Here is a 16,794-nt window from a genome sequence, read left to right as displayed (position 1 = left end):
CATCATTCACGCCCTCGCCCTACAATCCTCCCGGATGAGTCCCTTGCGATCCTTCATCGCGCTCGCGATCGCCCTGCTGCCGATCGCGCCGGCGAGCGCACGCACGGTCTACCGTTGCATCCGTGACGGCACGGTGAGCCTCGCGACCGCGCCCGAGCCCGGTTCGCAATGCTTCGCGAAGGAACTCGACGACGACGCGGCAGCGCTGCCGAACCTCTGGGGCCAGATGGGCGTGTTCCATGGCACGCTGTACAAGCGCGAGCAGGACGGGAGAACCGTCTACAGCACGCGCAACCTGCCCGGCTCCACGCCCGTGCTCGGCTTCACCGTGGCGACTCCGCCGGGATCGCCGGCGCATGCAGGGCTCGGCAAGGTCGGCACGCCGCGCATGGACGCGTTTCCGCGCGAGTTCAAAGCGGCCGCGAAGAAGACCGGCGTCGATGAAGCGTGGTTGCGGGCGATCGCGCACGCGGAAAGTTATTTCGACCCCCGGGCCGCGTCCGACAAGGGCGCGCGCGGCGTCATGCAGCTGATGCCGGAGACGATCGCCGACTACGGCGTGAAAGACCCGTTCGACGCGAAGCAGTCGATCCTCGCGGGCGCGAAACTGCTGAAATCGCTGTGGACACGTTACGAAGGCGACCGCGTGCTCGCCGCCGCAGCCTACAACGCCGGCGCCGGCGCGGTGGCGCAATACAACGGCGTACCGCCGTACGTCGAGACCCGGGAATACGTCGCCAAGGTGCAGGCCCTGCACGCTCGCTACCGCAAGGCGATGAAGCTGCCACCGCTCCCGGACCAGCTCGCCCCCGCCCAATGAAGGTTCGGGCGGCTACGCCGTAGGAGCGGCTCCTGCCGCGATGCTCCTGCCCGTACCCCGAAAGCATCGCGACTGGAAGTCGCTCCCACGCAAAACATGCCAGGCGAGGCGCACGCGGCCGCCTGATAGAATCGCCGCCCTGCCTGTCCACGACGATTCCGATGAGCGCCGACGAACAACGCATCCTCGACAAGACCTGGTTCTACCGCTTCACGCTGCCGAGCGGACGCATGACGAACACCTACGACGACGGCGCACTCGACCAGATCCACGAAAGCCGCCTCGAGATGCTGCGGCGGGTCGTCGGCGCGCGCTTCGGCGGTTCGCTCGCGGGTCACGACGCGATCGACATTGCGTGCCACCAGGGCTGGTTCTCGACCAAGCTGCTCGAATGGGGGGCCGACCGCGTGCTCGCCGTCGACGCACGTGCCGAGCACGTCGCCGATACGACGACGATTCGTGACGCGCTCGGCCTGTCGAAACTCGCGGTGCTGCAGTCGGACGTGCACGCGCTAGACCAGCGTGGCCTCGGCCCGTTCGATCTCGTGCTCATGCTCGGCCTCATCTACCATCTCGAGAACCCGATCGGCGCGCTGCGCCAGGCGCGTGCGCTCACGCGCCACATGTGCGTGGTCGAGACGCAGGTCGTGCCCGGCCTGAGTGGCATGGTCGACTACGGCAGCTACCGTTTCGTGCGACCGCTCAAAGGCTCGTTCGGCATCATCGACGAAACGGACGACACGCACGGCCCGGAAGCGAGCACGACCGGCATCTGCCTCGTGCCCAGTCTCGAAGCGCTGTTCTGGATCATGCGCAAGGTCGGCTTCAGCCGTGTCGAACTCGTGCCGCCACCTGCCGACGGTTACGAACAGCTCGTGCACGGCAAGCGCGTGATGGTCGCCGGTTACGTCGACTGAATCCGCGCGCGTGCGGAAATTCGCGACGCGAATGTTGCTCACACGCCCTGCGCGCGTGTACTAGAGTGGCGTCACTCGGCGGATCGCCGTCAAAACGGAGCGGACAAATCCCATGACCACCTACACCGGAAGCTGCCACTGCGGAAACGTCGCCTTCGACGTCGAAGGCGAAATCGACAGCGGCCTCGCCTGCAACTGCTCGATCTGCGCGCGCAAGGCTTCGCTGCTCTGGTTCGTGCCGCGCGAGAACCTGAAGCTCAGGACGCCCGAGGACGCCGCGAAGACGTACACGTTCAACAAGCACGCGATCCGCCACCGCTTCTGTCCCGAATGCGGCATCCATCCGTACGCGGAGGCGACGAATCCGCAGGGCCAGCCGATGGCCGCGATAAACCTGCGTTGCATCGAAGGTCTCGATCTTTCGACGATCCCCGTGCACCATTTCGACGGACGCGCGCTCTGATTCGCGTTAATCCGGGTGCGTCGATGCTGCCCGGCGCCGAGCTGGATCAGCAGCAGTAGCAGGTGCCTTGCCTGGACGATCGCGGAATCACGCACGGGGAAAGCCGCAGGTTCCGGCAAGGCGGCCTGGCCCGGCCGATCGTGTTTTGCGCTCTTGCAGCCGCGATGATCGTGCAAAGCACGGTGCTGCTCGTTGTCCTGGTGGCGATCTAGATCGTTCTCACGCTGCATCTTCTCTTCTGGCCCTGCCCGCGTTGCAATCGCCTCTGCTGGATGCGGTTCAGCTGGTTTCTTCGGCGTGGCCTGGCCGACCGGTCGCTGCCTGCATTGCGGAGCGCCGCTTGCCCCACGGCCGTCCGGCACGAACGCCGAGGGTACGGACGCGCCCTAGCAGGATGTTGAAAAAGGCGCTATCCAGCGCTTTTTCAACTCAGCGAGCCCGGCGCATGTCCAGACTCGCTTCCGCGATTCAACGACGTGCGTCGTCGATTCGCGAGCGATCCATCCCTGGATCGCGTTAGCAGGCTGCTTTTCAACAGCCTGCTAGGCCGCAGCCGCGAAGCGGTCGCGGTTCGTGTCGGGCTCCTGCCGAGCAATTTCCGGAAACGGCCGCTGCCGATTCGAAGGCGCCGGAAAAACCGGTTTCCCGCTTTCGCGGGAATGACGCCACTGGTCCGAGCACGCCGGCCTCGGCGCGCTACCGCGCGCGGCAGATGCGGCTTGTTTTTCGCACGCGCGCGCCGCGGCATGGCGCGGTTCGCATTCCAAAAGCGTTTACCGACGTAGGATGCATCCGCATGTCCAAGGAGGTACGCACCATGCCCGGAATCCGGTGTTGGCGCGCGATCGCGCTCGCGGGCCTGTTTGCCACGCCCTGTGCCGACGCCGCGGTCGTGATCGACCTGTCGTGGGTCGACCAGGGCTCGGCGGAATTCCAGCGCTTCAAGGCCTATGTCGACCGCGCCGTGGCCGGGAATCCCGACTACGGCTTTTCCGGCGCCGACGCGGCGTACATGTACAAGCTGACCGGACAGGCGCAGTACGCGGCGCTCGCGGTCGCGACGGTCGAAGCGCAGGTCGCCGCGGCGGAGAGCGACATCGCCGGTGGCGGCGTGCCGGACATCGCAGGCGACCAGTACCTCGAGGTCGGGCCGATGATCGAGGACCTCGCGCTCGCCTACGACTGGTGCGCGAGCCACATGACCCCGACGCAGCGCACGCGCTGGGGCAACTACGCCGAGCAAGCCGTATGGAATGTCTGGCATCACGCCAGCGCGCAATGGGGCGGGCATCCGCATCCATGGCCCGGCTGGGGCGTGGACGATCCGGCCAACAACTACCACTACAGCTTCCTGCGCGCGACGATGTACTGGGGCCTCGCCTCGGACAGCACGACGTGGAAGAACCTGCTGCAGGACGTGCGCTGGCCCGAGCAACTCGCCTACACCGCGACGATCCCCGGCGGCGGCAGCCAGGAAGGCACCGCGTACGGCCTTTCGCACGGCACGCTGTTCCAGCTCTACCGCGTCTGGCGCGATTCCACCGCGTCGGACATCGGCAATGCGAACGACCACGTCGACGACAGCATCCTCTGGTGGATCCACGCGACGGTACCGACGCGCGACCGCGTCGCCGCGATCGGCGACCAGGCCCGCGTGTCCGAGCCGGTCATCTACGACTACCACCGGCACCTCATGCTCGAGGCACTCGACGTGTCCAATGACGCGACCGCGCGCGCAAACGCGTCGTGGTGGCTGCATTCGATCTCCGACCAGGCAATGGAAAGCAGCTTCAACTACCGCCACAACCTCATGCCCGCGGGACCTGCGGGCGCGCCGCCGTCGGCGCTCGTCCATCACGCAACCGGCACCGGTCAGCTGTTCGCGCGCACGGGCTGGGACACCGGCGCCATGTGGTTCGGCTTCTCCGCGGGTCCCTACCTGCAGAGCCATGCGCACCAGGACCAGGGCGCGTTCACGCTGTTCGAGGGCGACTGGCTCGCGGTGACCGAAAACATCTGGACGCACAGCGGCATCCAGCAAGGCACCGACACGAACAACGTCGTGCGTTTCGAGCGTGCGGGTTCGGTCGTGCCGCAGCGCGAAGGCACGACCTCGACGATGAGCGTGACGCCGGGCGCGGGCGGCGCGGTGCATGCCGTTGCCGACCTTACGCCCGCCTATGACGGCAACAGCGCCGTCACGTCGTGGCAACGCACGGTCGATTTCGCCGATCGCACGCTCACCGTCACCGACGCATTCGCGCTCGGCGCGGGCACGACGGCGACGTTCCAGGTCAACACGCCGGTGCAACCGCAGATCATCGGCTCAACGGCGACCGCCGGCCGGCTGAAGATCCGCGTGATCTCGCCCGCCACCGCGACCCTGAGCGCGCTCGACTGGACCACGCTCAGTGACGGCAACGAGACGTACAACCGCGGCTGGCGCCTCGACATCGGCGGCGGCACGAATGCTTACGTGGTCGAATTCAGTACGACCGACGTGATCTTCGCGGACGGCTACGAGCTGCCTTCCCGCGCTGCAAGCTCCGGCGAGGTCGACTGGACCGGGAAGCCGCAGCCGAAGCGAAAAGAGTGAAACACGAACGGCACGAAGACACGGACGAGGGCGGGTCGCAGCACTGACCGGGAGCACGCAGAAGCGCGGGAAGGAGGTCTCTTTCCGGCTTCTCCGTGTGTTCCGCTGTGCGGTGTGCCTCCAAGCGCCCGCAGAACTCCGGGTGCGCAGCGCCGACTGGCAGGCTGTTGAAAAACGGCCTGCGGACGCGATCCAGGGATGGATCGCTCGCGAGTCGACGACGCACGTCGTTGAATCGCGGAAGCGAGTCCGGACATGCGCCGGACTCGCTGAGTTGAAAAAGCGCTGGATAGCGCCTTTTTTAACATCCTGCTAGCGCACGCCGGTTTCGTTGCGCGCGATGACGAGGCGCTGGATCTCGCTCGTGCCTTCGTAGATTTCGGTGATCTTGGCGTCGCGGAAGTAGCGCTCGAGCGGCATTTCCTTCGAGTAGCCCATGCCACCGTGGATCTGTACCGCCTGGTGGGTGATGAACATCGCCGCCTCCGACGCGTACAGCTTCGCGACCGACGCTTCGGTGCTGAAGCGGCCACCATTCGCCTCGGTCTGCGTCTTCGCGAACGCCGCGCGCAGCACGAGCAGGGTCGCCGCGTCGAGGCGGCACTTCATGTCGGCGATCTTCGCCTGGATCATCTGGAACGAGCCGATCGGGCTGCCGAACGCCTTGCGCTCGCGTGCCCAGGCGAGGCTCGCTTCGTACGCCGCGCGCGACAGGCCGACCGCCTGCGAGGCGATGCCGATGCGGCCGGCGTCGAGCACGCCCATCGCGATCGCGAAACCCTTGCCTTCCGGACCGAGCATGTCCTCCTTCGGGCACACGTAATCGGTGAACTCGATCTCGCAGGTCGCCGACGCGCGGATGCCGAGCTTCGGTTCGGTCTTGCCGGCATGGAAGCCCCGGCGCGTCGTGTCGACGATGAAGGCGGAGACGCCCTTGGCGCCGACACCCGGCGTGGTGATCGCGAACAGCACGATGTACTTCGCCACGGGACCGGACGTGATCCAGCTCTTCTTGCCGTTGATGACCCAGTCGCCATCCGCGTTCTTCGTCGCGCGCGTGTGCATCGCCGATGCGTCGGAGCCGGACTGCGGTTCGGTCAGCGCGTAGGCGCCGATCGCTTCACCCGTGGCGATCGCGCGCACGTACTTCTGCTTCTGTTCTTCCGTGCCGTACTTGAGGATGCCGTTGCAGTACAGCGAATTGTTGACCGACATGATGGTCGAGTGCGCGCAGTCGGCCGCGGCGATCTCGATCATCGCCAGCGCGTAGGCGATCGTGTCCATGCCGGCACCGCCGTACTCGTGCGGCACCTCGATGCCCATGAGGCCGAGCTGGCCCATCTCGCGGACGTTGTCGAGCGGGAACTCGCCGGACTTGTCGAGTTCGGCAGCGACCGGCGCGATGCGCTTGTGCGCGAAGTCGCGCGCGATGGCCTGGATCGACAACTGGTCGTCGGTGTAGCGGAAGTCCATGGGAGCTCCTGGGATGGTCGTATGAGGCACCCGTGCATGTATCCCGCGAAGGCGGGAGCCGTTGACGCGTTTGCGGCGATCGGCACCGAGCCGGCCTGGCAGAGGAGTCCCGCACGAGCGCGGAAACGGCGATGCGAAGGGTCAGGGGCGGGATTTTAACGTTTCCGCCGCGTCGATGCGCGGGACAGTGAAATCGCAGGGCCTGCCGGGCAGCGCCTGGTCGAGGATCCACGGCAGCAATGCGTCCTCGGCATAGGCGCGCGGCCAGATCACGTGCTTCCCGCTCGCGTACTCGGTGTAGCGCGGCCGCCCGCCCATCGCGCGCAATGCGCGCACGACCGCGCGCGATCCGACCATCGCGCCGTCGTAACCCTTCTCGACATCGGTGTCGTCGTCGTCACGGCCATGGAAGATCCATTGCGGTACGTCGCGGATGGGCCCGAGGCCGGCGAGTTCGGTCATGCCCGACATCGGCACGCCGGCGGCGAAGCAGCGCGGCCAGGCCTTGAGCGCATCCCACACGCCGGTCGCGCCGTCGGAAATGCCGGTGAGATAGATGCGGCGCGGATCGATCGGCCAGCGCTGCAGCGCGTCGCGCACGACTGCGGCGACACGCGCGGGCGGCCAGTAGGCACCCGTCGTCTGCGGCGCGACGAAGACGAGCGGGATGCCACCCTCGCGCGCCGCGTCGACGAGTTCGAACGAGCCGTTGCCCCGGCCCGCGAGCTGCGATTCGTTGTCGGTGCCGTCCTGCCAGTCGCCGTGCAGGAATACGATCAGCGGCAGCTTCTCGCCGTCGCGGCGCCCGTCGGTGACGACCGCGCGGTACGGCACGTGCGCCGCATCCGCGCTCCAGTACTTGCCGAGTTCGTCGTCTTCCAGCCCGCTCGCGCGGGCGCCGACGGCTAACGCGACCCAGCAGCCGGCTTGCAACGCGAGGGCGAACCGCCTCGCACGATCATGTGAACGCATCCCTCGAGCATAGCGCGGCATCGCCCGCGTGCGCCGTCCCATTGACGCTGCATGCCCCAGCGGCTACCCTTCGGCCTTCCATCTTTCAATCAAGATGAAAGGATAGATAGTGGATCTGGCCGCCACTTCCGCGCTGTTGCGGCTCTTGTCCGATCCGACGCGCGTGCGGCTGCTCGCCCTGCTCGAGCGCGAGGAGCTCACCGTCGCGGAACTCTCCGCGGTGCTGCGGCTAGCGCAGCCGCGCGTGTCGACGCATCTGGCCAAGCTCAAGGAAGCCGACCTCGTGCGCGACCGCCGCGCCGGCGTGTCTTCCTACTACCGTTACAACGGCGAACTCGACGTGCGCGAAGGCGCGCTGCTGCGCGCGCTCAAGGACAGCGTCGACGACGCCCTGCTGCGCGACGACGAGCGGCGCCTGCCCGGCGTGCTCGCCAAGCGCGCGCGCGCCGAGGGCTGGGCCGACAGTGTCGCCGGCGACATGGAGCGCCATTACTCGCCGGGTCGCACCTGGGAGACGCTTGCGCGCGGCATGACCCAGCTGGTCGAAACCGGCGACGTGCTCGACGTCGCCTCCGGCGATGGCGTGCTCGCCGAACTGCTCGCGCCGCGCGCACGCTCGATCGTCTGCGTCGACGCCGGCGCACGCGTGGTCGAGGCGGCGCGCCAGCGCCTCAGGGGCTTCGCGAACGTGGACGTATGCATCGGCGACAGGCACGCACTGGATTTCCCGGCGGCCCGTTTCGACCTCGTCCTGCTCATGCACGCGCTCACCTACAGCGACCGCCCCGCCCAGGTCGTCGCCGAGGGCGCCCGCGTGCTGCGCAAGGGCGGCCGCCTGCTCGCGGCGACGCTCGGCCGCCATGCGCACCGCACCGCGGTCGAACCATTCGAGCATCGCAACCTCGGCTTCATCGCCGACGAACTCGCCGGCTTCGCACGCGCGGCCGGCCTCGAGGTGGTCACCTGCGAGCGCCTCACCCGCGAACGCCGCCCGCCGCATTTCGAAGTCATGAGCCTGCTCGCGAGGAAACCATGAGCCGCCTGCCCTATCTCAATCCCGCGCGCGTGCGCGCGCTCGAAAACGCGCTCGCGCGCCGCATCCTCGTCATCGACGGCGCGATGGGCACGATGGTGCAAGGCTACAGGCTCGACGAGGCCGACTACCGCGGCGCGCGTTTCGCCGCGGGTTTCGACGCGCAGCACGAGCCGACGCGCGACCCGGTCTCGCATCCCGGCCACGACCTCAAAGGCAACAACGATCTCCTCGTGCTCACACGCCCGGACGTGATCGGTGCGATCCACACGGCCTACCTCGACGCGGGCGCGGACCTCATCGAGACGAACACATTCAACGCGACCTCGGTCAGCCAGGCCGACTCCCACCTGGAGCATCTCGTCCACGAACTCAATCGCGAAGGCGCGCGCCTCGCGCGCGCCTGCTGCGACGCGGCCGAGGCGAAGGATCGGTCGCGCCCGCGTTTCGTGATCGGCGTGCTCGGGCCGACCAGCCGTACCGCCTCGATCAGCCCCGACGTGAACGACCCCGGCTTTCGCAACACGAGCTTCGAGGAACTGCGCGCGGCATACCGCGAAGCGACGCGCGGCCTCATCGACGGCGGCGCGGACACGCTCATGGTCGAGACGATCTTCGACACGCTCAATGCGAAAGCCGCATTGTTCGCCATCGAAGAGGAATTCGACGCACGCGGCGGCCGCCTGCCCGTGATGATCTCGGGCACGATCACCGATCTCTCCGGCCGCACGCTCTCGGGGCAGACCGCGGAGGCGTTCTACGCCTCGGTCGCGCATGCGCGACCACTGTCGGTCGGCCTCAACTGCGCGCTCGGCGCGAAGGAACTGCGCCAGTACGTCGACGTCCTCGCACAGGTCGCCGGCTGTTGCGTGAGCGCGCATCCGAACGCGGGCCTGCCGAACGCGTTCGGCGAAAACGACGAGACGCCGGCCGACATGGCCATGCTGATCGGTGAATTCGCACGCAGTGGCCTGCTCAATCTCGTCGGCGGCTGCTGCGGCACGACGCCGGCGCACATCGAGGCGATCGCGAAGGCGGTCGAGGGCGTCGCGCCGCGCGCGCTGCCGGCCATGCACGCGCAGGCTGCGTGACGCCGTCGTCCCGACGGACCCGGCCGCGCACCCGCGCCACCGATCACACATTCGATCCCCGGCGTGCGCCGGGGCGACGAAGCGAGAATCCGCAACGATGCCAGCTACACCCCGCCCCACACGCCTCTCCGGCCTGGAACCGCTCGTCATCACGCCCGAGCTGCTGTTCGTCAACGTCGGCGAGCGCACCAACGTCACCGGCAGCGCGCAGTTCCGCAAGCTGATCAAGGAAGAACGCTATGCCGAGGCGGTCGAGGTCGCGCGCCAGCAGGTCGAGAGCGGCGCGCAGATCATCGACGTCAACATGGACGAGGGCCTGATCGATTCGGAATCGGCGATGGTGCGCTTCCTCAACCTCATCGCGTCCGAGCCGGACATCGCGCGCGTGCCGGTGATGGTCGACTCGTCGAAGTGGAGCGTCATCGAAGCGGGCCTGCGCTGCCTGCAGGGCAAGGGCGTGGTCAACTCGATCTCGCTCAAGGAGGGCGAGGAAGCCTTCATCGAGCATGCGCGCAAGGTGCTGCGCTACGGCGCCGCCGCCGTCGTGATGGCGTTCGACGAGCAGGGCCAGGCCGATACCTGCGCGCGCAAGGTCGAGATCTGCACGCGCGCCTACCGCATCCTCACCGAGCAGGTCGGCTTCCCGCCGGAAGACATCATCTTCGACCCGAACATCTTCGCGATCGCGACCGGCATCGAGGAGCACGACAACTACGCGGTCGACTTCATCGAGGCGACGCGCGCGATCAAGGCGACCCTGCCCGGCTGCCACGTCTCCGGCGGCGTCTCGAACGTGTCGTTCTCGTTCCGCGGCAACGAGCCCGTGCGCCAGGCGATCCACGCGGTGTTCCTGTACCACGCGATCGCGGCGGGCATGGACATGGGCATCGTCAACGCGGGCGCGCTCCCGATCGTCGACGACCTCGACCCCGAGCTGCGCGAACGCGTCGAAGACGTCGTGCTGAACCGGCGCAAGGATGCGACCGAGCGCCTGCTCGAGATCGCCGAACGCTACAAGGCGAAGAAGGGCGACGTCGTCGTCGAGAACCTCGCCTGGCGTTCCCTGCCCGTGCGCGAACGCCTCTCGCACGCGCTCGTGCACGGCATCGATGCCTTCGTGGAAGCCGATACGGAGGAGGTTCGGGCGCAGAGTACGCGGCCGCTCGACGTCATCGAAGGCCCGCTGATGGACGGCATGAACGTCGTCGGCGACCTGTTCGGCGCCGGCAAGATGTTCCTGCCGCAGGTGGTGAAGTCGGCGCGCGTGATGAAGAAGGCGGTCGCCTACCTGCTGCCGTACATCGAAGCGGAGAAGGCACGCACCGGCGACACCGGAAAGTCGAACGGCAAGATCGTGATGGCGACGGTCAAGGGAGACGTGCACGACATCGGCAAGAACATCGTCGGCGTCGTGCTCCGCTGCAACAACTTCGACGTGATCGACCTCGGCGTGATGGTGCCGGCGCAGAGGATCCTCGACACCGCGATCGCCGAACGGGCCGACATGATCGGCCTCTCCGGCCTCATCACGCCCTCGCTCGAGGAAATGAGCCATGTCGCCAAGGAGATGCAGCGGCAGGACCTGCGCATCCCGCTGCTGATCGGGGGAGCGACCACCTCGCGCGCGCATACCGCGCTGAAGATCGAACCGCATTACAAGTCGCCGACGGTATGGGTGAAGGACGCCTCGCGCGCGGTCGGCGTCGCGCAGTCGCTCGTGTCGAAGGAGCTCGTCGACGCGTTCATGGACAAGGTGCGGGCCGACTACGCCGAGATCCGCGAGCGACACAAGGATCGCAGCGGCGCCAAGCGCCTCGTGCCACTCGACAAGGCGCGAGCCCAGCGTTTCGACGGCGACTGGGCCAACTACGAGCCGCCGGCGCCGAAGAAGCCGGGCATCCACGTGTTCGACGACTACCCGCTCGCGGAACTGGTCGAGCGGATCGACTGGTCGCCGTTCTTCAACGCGTGGGAACTCGCGGGCCGTCATCCGGCGATCTTCGACGACGCGGTGGTCGGCATGCAGGCGAAGGAGCTGTACCGCGACGCGCGCGCGATGCTCGAGCGCATCGTCGCCGAAAAATGGCTGACCGCGCGCGGCGTGATCGGCTTCTGGCGCGCGCAATCGGTCGGTGACGACATCGAACTGCACGACGATACGGGCCGCGTCGCGACCCTGCACCACCTGCGCCAGCAGGCCGACAAGCCGGTCGAACGCCCGGATTTCTGCCTCGCCGACTTCGTCGCGCCGAGTTCGTCCGGGCGCGCCGACTGGGTGGGTGCCTTCGCCGTGACGGCAGGCATCGGCATCGAGGCGCATCTCGAACGCTTCGAACGCGACCACGACGACTATTCGTCGATCATGCTCAAGGCGCTCGCCGACCGTCTCGCCGAGGCGTTCGCCGAACGCCTGCACGAACGCGTACGGCGCGAGTTCTGGGGGTACGCGCCGGACGAGGCACTCGGCAACGACGATCTCATCGCCGAGAAATACCGCGGCATCCGCCCGGCGCCGGGCTATCCCGCCTGCCCGGACCACACCGAGAAGGCGACGTTGTTCCGCCTGCTCGACGCGACGAACAACGCCGGCATCGAACTCACCGAAGGCTACGCGATGTTCCCGACCGCCGCCGTCTCGGGGTGGTATTTCGCGCACCCGCAGAGCCAGTACTTCGTCGTCGGCCGCCTTACCAGGGAGCAGGTCGAGGATTACGCGAAGCGCAAGGGCTGGTCGCTCGCGGAAGCCGAGCGCTGGCTCGCACCGAACCTCGATTACGATCCGGAGTAGCGACGGCGGGCGAGCACACCCAGCAACGCCACGCGACAACACCGTTCGCGCTGAGCGCAGCCCGCGAGGCGGGCGGATCCAAGCGCCGGCAGGCAGGTATTACCTGGGCGAGGGCCCTGCGCTCCGACCGGAGGCGCGCGCTCGAGGCGAACGGTTAACGCGATGCGTGATCGGGCGGCGGCACGCGCTCCGCGCGTACCGCCCTACGCGCGGGTCAGTTTTCTTCGGAACCGCCCGGACTCACTACTTCGGGCTGGTGATGCCGCACGTGCACGTAGACGTTGTAGACCGACACGAACATCGGGAACGCGTTCTGCAGGATGCCGACCGAATCGTTCTTGCCCCAGATGAAATACGCGAGCGTCATGACGCTGCCGACGATCGAGAGATACCAGAACGACATCGGCATGACCACGCGCTTGGATTTCCTCGTCGCGTAGAACTGCACGAACCAGCGCGCGGTGAACAGGAACGTGCCGAGCAGGCCGACGAGTTTCCACGGCGTGATCGTGAGACCGTACAGGTTGAACAGGACGTCGCTCATGGCAGGCTCGCGCGGATCGGTTCGGAGAGCCGACAGCATGCCGCAAATGGGCTTTCGGCGTGGTTTCGCGAGAGGCGGCCGATTCCCCGAGTCGTCGGCGGCGCGGCGCGCCCAAGCACTACGGTGCGATGGTCGCAGGGCGGATCTAGCCCCGCGCGGCGGATCCGTCTCTTCCGATACGGTCGAGCGTCAGCGTGCGCGCTGCGCCAGCCAGTCGTGGATCGCAGCCGGCACTTCCCGCTGGGCGCGACCGGAGACGTAGATGCCGATGTGGCCGCCGCGGAACGCGATCTGCGTGTAGTCGTCGGTACCGACGTGCTCGCCGAGCACGCGCGATGCGGACGGCGGCACGAGGTGGTCCTGTTCGGCGAATACATTGAGCACGGGCATGGTCACGTTGCCGAGGCTGACCTCGCGCTCGCCGATCCTGAGGCCGCCCTTGACCAGCTTGTTGCCCTGGTAGAAGTCCTTGATGAACTGGCGGAATGCCTCGCCGGCCTGGTCGGGCGAGTCGAAGATCCATTTTTCCATGCGCAGGAAGTTCTCCAGTTCGCCCTTGTCGTCGAGGATGTCGACGAGCCCGATGTACTTCTGCTGGTTGAGACGCACCGGCTTGAGCATGAGGTAGCAGAGGTTCATGAGGTCGGCTGGAACGTTGCCGAGCGTGTCGACGAACAGGTCGACGTCGAGGTTCTGCACCCAGTTCGACAGCATGTTCTCCGGGGTCTGGAAATCGACCGGCGTGACCATGGTGATGAGGTTCTGCACCTTGTGCGGATGCATCGCCGCGAAGCACAGCGAGAAGGCGCCGCCCTGGCAGATGCCGAGCAGGTTCACCTTGCGCACGCGCGCATGGCGCGCGACCGCGTCGACCGAGCGCGCGATGTAGCCGTTGATGTAGTCGTCGAGCGTGAGCCAGCGGTCGGCGAGGTCCGGATAGCCCCAGTCGATGAGATAGACGTCCTCGCCCTTGGCGAGCAGGTTCTTGACGAGCGAGCGATCGTCCTGCAAGTCGACCATGTAGGGGCGGTTGACGAGCGCGTAGACGATGAGGATGGGCACCTTCGCCGTCGGCGGGCGGTCGCCGCGGAAACGATAGACGACGAGCTTGTCCTCGCGGTAGATCGCTTCCTTCGAGGTCACGCCGAAGTCGACGTCGTCGACCTTGCGCAGGGTATCGATCGCCGCGGCGAGCTTGCGTTGGGTGGTGAGCGCCTCGTCGAGCGCCTTGGTCGGTTCGATCTTGATCGGGCCCATGTCGCTTCCTTCCCTCAGCGCTTCTTCTTGTCGGTGTGGTCACGCTTGCCGGCCTTGCCGGATGCGTCCGCCTTGCGCGGGCTGCGCGAACCGAGCGAGGCGTCGGCGAACTTCGCGATGCGCGAGGCGAAATTGCCCGGCGCTACCGCGGCCACCGCGCGTCCCGGACGCGCCTTGCGCGCGCGGCGCTTGGACGCTTTCGCAGGCTCCGGCGCGGGTGCCGCCGCCGTTCGTCCGGTCTTGCGCGCGGGCTTGGCGTTGGAGGCACTGCGGGCAGGCGGTGCTTCGGCAGCAACGCCCTTGGCCGGTGTTTCCCGACCCGCCTTGCGCGCTCCGCCGACCGCCGCCTTCAGTTCCTCGAACTCACCGCGCAGTGCGGCGATCTCGTCGATGAGCGCGTCACCGCCGCGCTGTGCCCGTACTTCACGCCGCAACGCCTGCAGGCGTTCGCCGATGTTGTTGAGCTCGCTGCGCGTGGGCATGCCGAGATCGACGCTGAGGCGCTCGATCTCCTGCTGGACCTGCGAGCGCAGGCGCATCTGCGCGTTGGTGAGTTCGCCGTAGACCTCGCGGAATTCCTGCGAGAGCGCGATTTCCGCGTAACCTTCCTCGGCGGCATCGACCCACAGGTCGTACAGTGCGCGCAAGGATTCGATCTGCCGCCCGGGCTGCTCGCGCTCGGTCAGCTTGCCTTCGAACAGCTCGAAGCCGCGGCGTGCGGCCTCGAGCATCTTCGCGTTGTAGCGCGCGAGTTGCTCCTGGTAATCGACCCACGCGACCGCGCTCTTCTGCTGGTGTTCCTGATGTTCGCGCAGGTAACCGAACGCGGGCAGCTGCAGCCAGGCCTTGAGTTCGTCGGCAGGATTGCCGGCGCCCGGCAGCGCACCGAACAGTCTGGCGAAGGCAGCCTGCGCATTGCCGGCCGTCGCATGTTCCTTCCACAGCCGCGCGAGCGGGTGCTCGAACAGTGCCGGGCCGCCCGGCATCGTGAATGCCTGGCGCAGCGCATCGCCCCAGGAAGGGACGCCGTTCGGCGCGTTCGCACCCGCGGCGGCGATCAGCGACTGCATGAAGGAGACGTAGTTCCTGGCGCCGTCGACGAGCCGCTCGATCGTCTCGGCCTGCCCACCCGTGCCCGGCCCGGCGGCAAACGCGCGCGACCATTGTTCGAAGCCGTCGACACGCCCGCTGCCGGCCTGGCTCATCGCGTCGCGCGCGACCTCGGTCCAGGCGTTGACCGACTGCTGCGACAGGGCCTGCCACTGCTTCATCCAATCGGGAATCGACGAATCACCCACGGCGCCGCCTCGCAAGTCTGGGGCCGCCATGATAGCGCGAGCGTCGTTGCGAAATGGCGGCGCGCGCTTCGCGCCGTGTCTGCGCGCTCAGTCGCGCGTGTAGACGAAGACGAATGCGGGAGGCAGGTTGAGCGGCGCGATGCCGCCGCGGCGGACGGACAGGCCGAGTTCGGCGATCAGGTCGCGCGGGATCGGGCTCGCGGGTCCGTAGGTGAACTGGATCAGCGGCCGACCCGGGCCCAGCACGGAAAAGACCGCCGAAAGAATCCCCTTCTGCACCTGGCGCGGCATCGCGAGGAAGCCGAGGCCGCTGATTGCGGCGTCGGCATGCTCGAAACCGTTGCGGGCCGCGATCGAGTCGAGGTCACAGGCGTTGCCGTGCACGATGCGCGCGTCCGGAAACTGCGCCTGCAGCAGACCGTGCAGTTCCTGGTTGAGTTCGACCACGAGCAGGTCGCGTGCGCGGATGCCGTGCTCGAGCAACGCACGCGTGAATACGCCCGTCCCCGCGCCGAGCTCGACGACGCGCCGCGCATCCGCCGGCAGCTGGGCGATCATCGCGCGGGTCAGCTGGCGACCCGAAGGCGAGAGCGCGGCCATCGCCCGCGGGTTGCGCAGCCACTGACGGAAGAACGTCCATGCGCCCGGAACCTGCGGCTCGGCCGGCATTCCGGTACGTCTGCTCTGCTCGCTCATGCACGCTTCGTCGGTCATATGTCCGCGCATCATAACCCGCGGACCGCCCGGCCACGACGGACCCGAGTCCGAATTCACTTCGGACTCGGCAAACCCGGAACAAGGCCGGGACGGCCGCGTTTCCGCAAACCCCGAGGCATCGTCCAACGCGGCGTGTGCGGCACATGGATCTGCCGCTCGTCGTTCGAGCGCGAGCTCGAACGACGGAGCCTGACCCGAATTCACTTCGGGTCAGGCGACCCGAAACAAGGCCGGATGGCCGCGTTTTCGGGTTCAAAAGAAGAAACCCCGCGACGATCAGGGGAAATCGTCGCGGGGCGGAGACACCGGCGGCAGGAAGGGGGAGGGGTGGCCGCCGGCGCTGATCGTGATCGGGAAAGAGGCGTCAGTGCCTGTATCCGCTCCGATCGTAATAGGACGCTCGATGGCCGTAGTCGCCGCGGTCGTGGTGGCGATAGTCGCCATCGCGGTAGCCGCGGTCCCGATAGCCATGGCCGTAATGGCGATGCGACGGGCGGTCGTAGTAACGCACGCCGTAGCTCGGGTAGTAGTACGACGGGCTGTAGTAGTACCCCGCGTCGTAGTAGGACGGAGCATAGTAGGCCGGGCCGTAGTACACCGGCGCGTAGTACGAACTGTAGTACCCGCCACCGTAGTAATAGTTGCCGCCCCAGCCATGGCCGCAATGGCGGCAATCGGAGTAACCGATGCTGACGCCCGGCAGGCCGATGCCGATGCCGACGTTCCAATGGCTGCGGGCGAACGCCGCCGGCGCCAGCGCCATACCCGCGGCGACCAGGGCAGCCATGACGAACGTACGAATGGACTTGCGCATCTCCACACCTC

The 16,794-nt window shown here is 67.4% G+C and carries 14 protein-coding genes; 7 read left to right on the top strand and 7 right to left on the bottom strand.

Translation table 11 applies throughout. The annotated features are described in order from the left end of the window. Positions 1 to 34 precede the first annotated feature (34 nt). From ACTHK2_RS03165 to ACTHK2_RS03150, 4 genes are all read left to right on the top strand, one after another. Positions 35 to 820 carry a lytic transglycosylase domain-containing protein gene (locus ACTHK2_RS03165; RefSeq protein WP_440244245.1) on the top strand — a complete coding sequence of 262 codons (786 nt, stop codon included), beginning with the start codon at positions 35 to 37 and terminating at the stop codon, positions 818 to 820. 161 nt (positions 821 to 981) lie between these two features. Beyond that, a complete protein-coding gene (locus tag ACTHK2_RS03160; RefSeq protein WP_440244244.1) occupies positions 982 to 1,737 on the top strand; it encodes a class I SAM-dependent methyltransferase in 756 nt (251 codons plus the stop codon). Positions 1,738 to 1,849: 112 nt separating this feature from the next. Further along, entirely contained in the window at positions 1,850 to 2,200 is a 351-nt protein-coding gene (locus ACTHK2_RS03155; RefSeq protein ID WP_440244243.1) for a GFA family protein, read from the top strand. 796 nt (positions 2,201 to 2,996) lie between these two features. Then, the gene (locus ACTHK2_RS03150) at positions 2,997 to 4,796 is read left to right on the top strand and encodes a hypothetical protein (RefSeq protein ID WP_440244242.1); all 1,800 of its coding nucleotides are present in this window, start codon (positions 2,997 to 2,999) and stop codon (positions 4,794 to 4,796) included. A gap of 312 nt (positions 4,797 to 5,108) precedes the next feature. On the opposite strand, the gene ACTHK2_RS03145 is transcribed toward ACTHK2_RS03150, so the two are convergent. Next, complete coding sequence (locus tag ACTHK2_RS03145; RefSeq protein WP_440244241.1) at positions 5,109 to 6,269, bottom strand: acyl-CoA dehydrogenase family protein; 1,161 nt, start codon at positions 6,267 to 6,269, stop codon at positions 5,109 to 5,111. Between the two features lie 141 nt (positions 6,270 to 6,410). Then, entirely contained in the window at positions 6,411 to 7,241 is an 831-nt protein-coding gene (locus ACTHK2_RS03140; protein WP_440244240.1) for a hypothetical protein, read from the bottom strand. Positions 7,242 to 7,350: 109 nt separating this feature from the next. Between ACTHK2_RS03140 and ACTHK2_RS03135 the strand changes: the two genes are divergently transcribed. The 3 genes from ACTHK2_RS03135 to metH all read left to right on the top strand — a co-directional run bounded on the left by ACTHK2_RS03135 (position 7,351) and on the right by metH (position 12,153). After that, positions 7,351 to 8,277: an ArsR/SmtB family transcription factor gene (locus tag ACTHK2_RS03135; RefSeq protein WP_440244239.1), complete on the top strand. Its 927-nt coding sequence runs from the start codon at positions 7,351 to 7,353 to the stop codon at positions 8,275 to 8,277. Beyond that, positions 8,274 to 9,365: a homocysteine S-methyltransferase family protein gene (locus tag ACTHK2_RS03130; RefSeq protein WP_440244238.1), complete on the top strand. Its 1,092-nt coding sequence runs from the start codon at positions 8,274 to 8,276 to the stop codon at positions 9,363 to 9,365. The genes ACTHK2_RS03135 and ACTHK2_RS03130 overlap by 4 nt, the downstream gene beginning before the upstream one ends. A gap of 97 nt (positions 9,366 to 9,462) precedes the next feature. Next, complete coding sequence (gene metH, locus ACTHK2_RS03125) at positions 9,463 to 12,153, top strand: methionine synthase (RefSeq protein ID WP_440244237.1); 2,691 nt, start codon at positions 9,463 to 9,465, stop codon at positions 12,151 to 12,153. 214 nt (positions 12,154 to 12,367) lie between these two features. Here the strand turns inward: metH and ACTHK2_RS03120 are convergent, their stop codons facing one another. From ACTHK2_RS03120 to ACTHK2_RS03100, 5 genes are all read right to left on the bottom strand, one after another. Next, positions 12,368 to 12,697 (bottom strand): lipid-A-disaccharide synthase N-terminal domain-containing protein, encoded by a 330-nt coding sequence (locus ACTHK2_RS03120; RefSeq protein WP_440244236.1) that lies wholly within the window; start codon positions 12,695 to 12,697, stop codon positions 12,368 to 12,370. Positions 12,698 to 12,886: 189 nt separating this feature from the next. Then, positions 12,887 to 13,954 carry a class III poly(R)-hydroxyalkanoic acid synthase subunit PhaC gene (locus ACTHK2_RS03115; RefSeq protein ID WP_440244235.1) on the bottom strand — a complete coding sequence of 356 codons (1,068 nt, stop codon included), beginning with the start codon at positions 13,952 to 13,954 and terminating at the stop codon, positions 12,887 to 12,889. A 14-nt stretch (positions 13,955 to 13,968) separates the two neighbouring features. Further along, positions 13,969 to 15,252 carry a class III poly(R)-hydroxyalkanoic acid synthase subunit PhaE gene (gene phaE, locus ACTHK2_RS03110; protein WP_440244234.1) on the bottom strand — a complete coding sequence of 428 codons (1,284 nt, stop codon included), beginning with the start codon at positions 15,250 to 15,252 and terminating at the stop codon, positions 13,969 to 13,971. Between the two features lie 87 nt (positions 15,253 to 15,339). Then, positions 15,340 to 15,948, bottom strand: a complete 609-nt coding sequence (locus ACTHK2_RS03105; RefSeq protein WP_440244233.1) for a class I SAM-dependent methyltransferase — start codon at positions 15,946 to 15,948, stop codon at positions 15,340 to 15,342. Positions 15,949 to 16,333: 385 nt separating this feature from the next. After that, positions 16,334 to 16,783, bottom strand: a complete 450-nt coding sequence (locus ACTHK2_RS03100) for a hypothetical protein (protein ID WP_440244232.1) — start codon at positions 16,781 to 16,783, stop codon at positions 16,334 to 16,336. Between the last annotated feature and the right edge of the window lie 11 nt (positions 16,784 to 16,794).

It is taken from the genome of Dokdonella sp. (assembly GCF_051958935.1).
GTDB lineage: Bacteria > Pseudomonadota > Gammaproteobacteria > Xanthomonadales > Rhodanobacteraceae > Dokdonella_A.
This window is presented reverse-complemented; position numbering and strand designations above follow the sequence as displayed.

Excerpts from the sequence above, each read along its gene's own strand:
- ACTHK2_RS03130 (WP_440244238.1), top strand. The coding sequence starts at position 8,274 with ATGAGCCGCCTGCCCTATCTCAATCCCGCGCGCGTGCGCGCGCTCGAA.
- ACTHK2_RS03105 (WP_440244233.1), bottom strand. The coding sequence starts at position 15,948 with ATGAGCGAGCAGAGCAGACGTACCGGAATGCCGGCCGAGCCGCAGGTT.
- ACTHK2_RS03165 (WP_440244245.1), top strand. The coding sequence starts at position 35 with ATGAGTCCCTTGCGATCCTTCATCGCGCTCGCGATCGCCCTGCTGCCG.
- ACTHK2_RS03145 (WP_440244241.1), bottom strand. The coding sequence starts at position 6,269 with ATGGACTTCCGCTACACCGACGACCAGTTGTCGATCCAGGCCATCGCG.
- ACTHK2_RS03115 (WP_440244235.1), bottom strand. The coding sequence starts at position 13,954 with ATGGGCCCGATCAAGATCGAACCGACCAAGGCGCTCGACGAGGCGCTC.
- metH (WP_440244237.1), top strand. The coding sequence starts at position 9,463 with ATGCCAGCTACACCCCGCCCCACACGCCTCTCCGGCCTGGAACCGCTC.
- ACTHK2_RS03160 (WP_440244244.1), top strand. The coding sequence starts at position 982 with ATGAGCGCCGACGAACAACGCATCCTCGACAAGACCTGGTTCTACCGC.
- ACTHK2_RS03140 (WP_440244240.1), bottom strand. The coding sequence starts at position 7,241 with ATGCGTTCACATGATCGTGCGAGGCGGTTCGCCCTCGCGTTGCAAGCC.
- ACTHK2_RS03150 (WP_440244242.1), top strand. The coding sequence starts at position 2,997 with ATGTCCAAGGAGGTACGCACCATGCCCGGAATCCGGTGTTGGCGCGCG.
- ACTHK2_RS03120 (WP_440244236.1), bottom strand. The coding sequence starts at position 12,697 with ATGAGCGACGTCCTGTTCAACCTGTACGGTCTCACGATCACGCCGTGG.
- ACTHK2_RS03100 (WP_440244232.1), bottom strand. The coding sequence starts at position 16,783 with ATGCGCAAGTCCATTCGTACGTTCGTCATGGCTGCCCTGGTCGCCGCG.
- ACTHK2_RS03155 (WP_440244243.1), top strand. The coding sequence starts at position 1,850 with ATGACCACCTACACCGGAAGCTGCCACTGCGGAAACGTCGCCTTCGAC.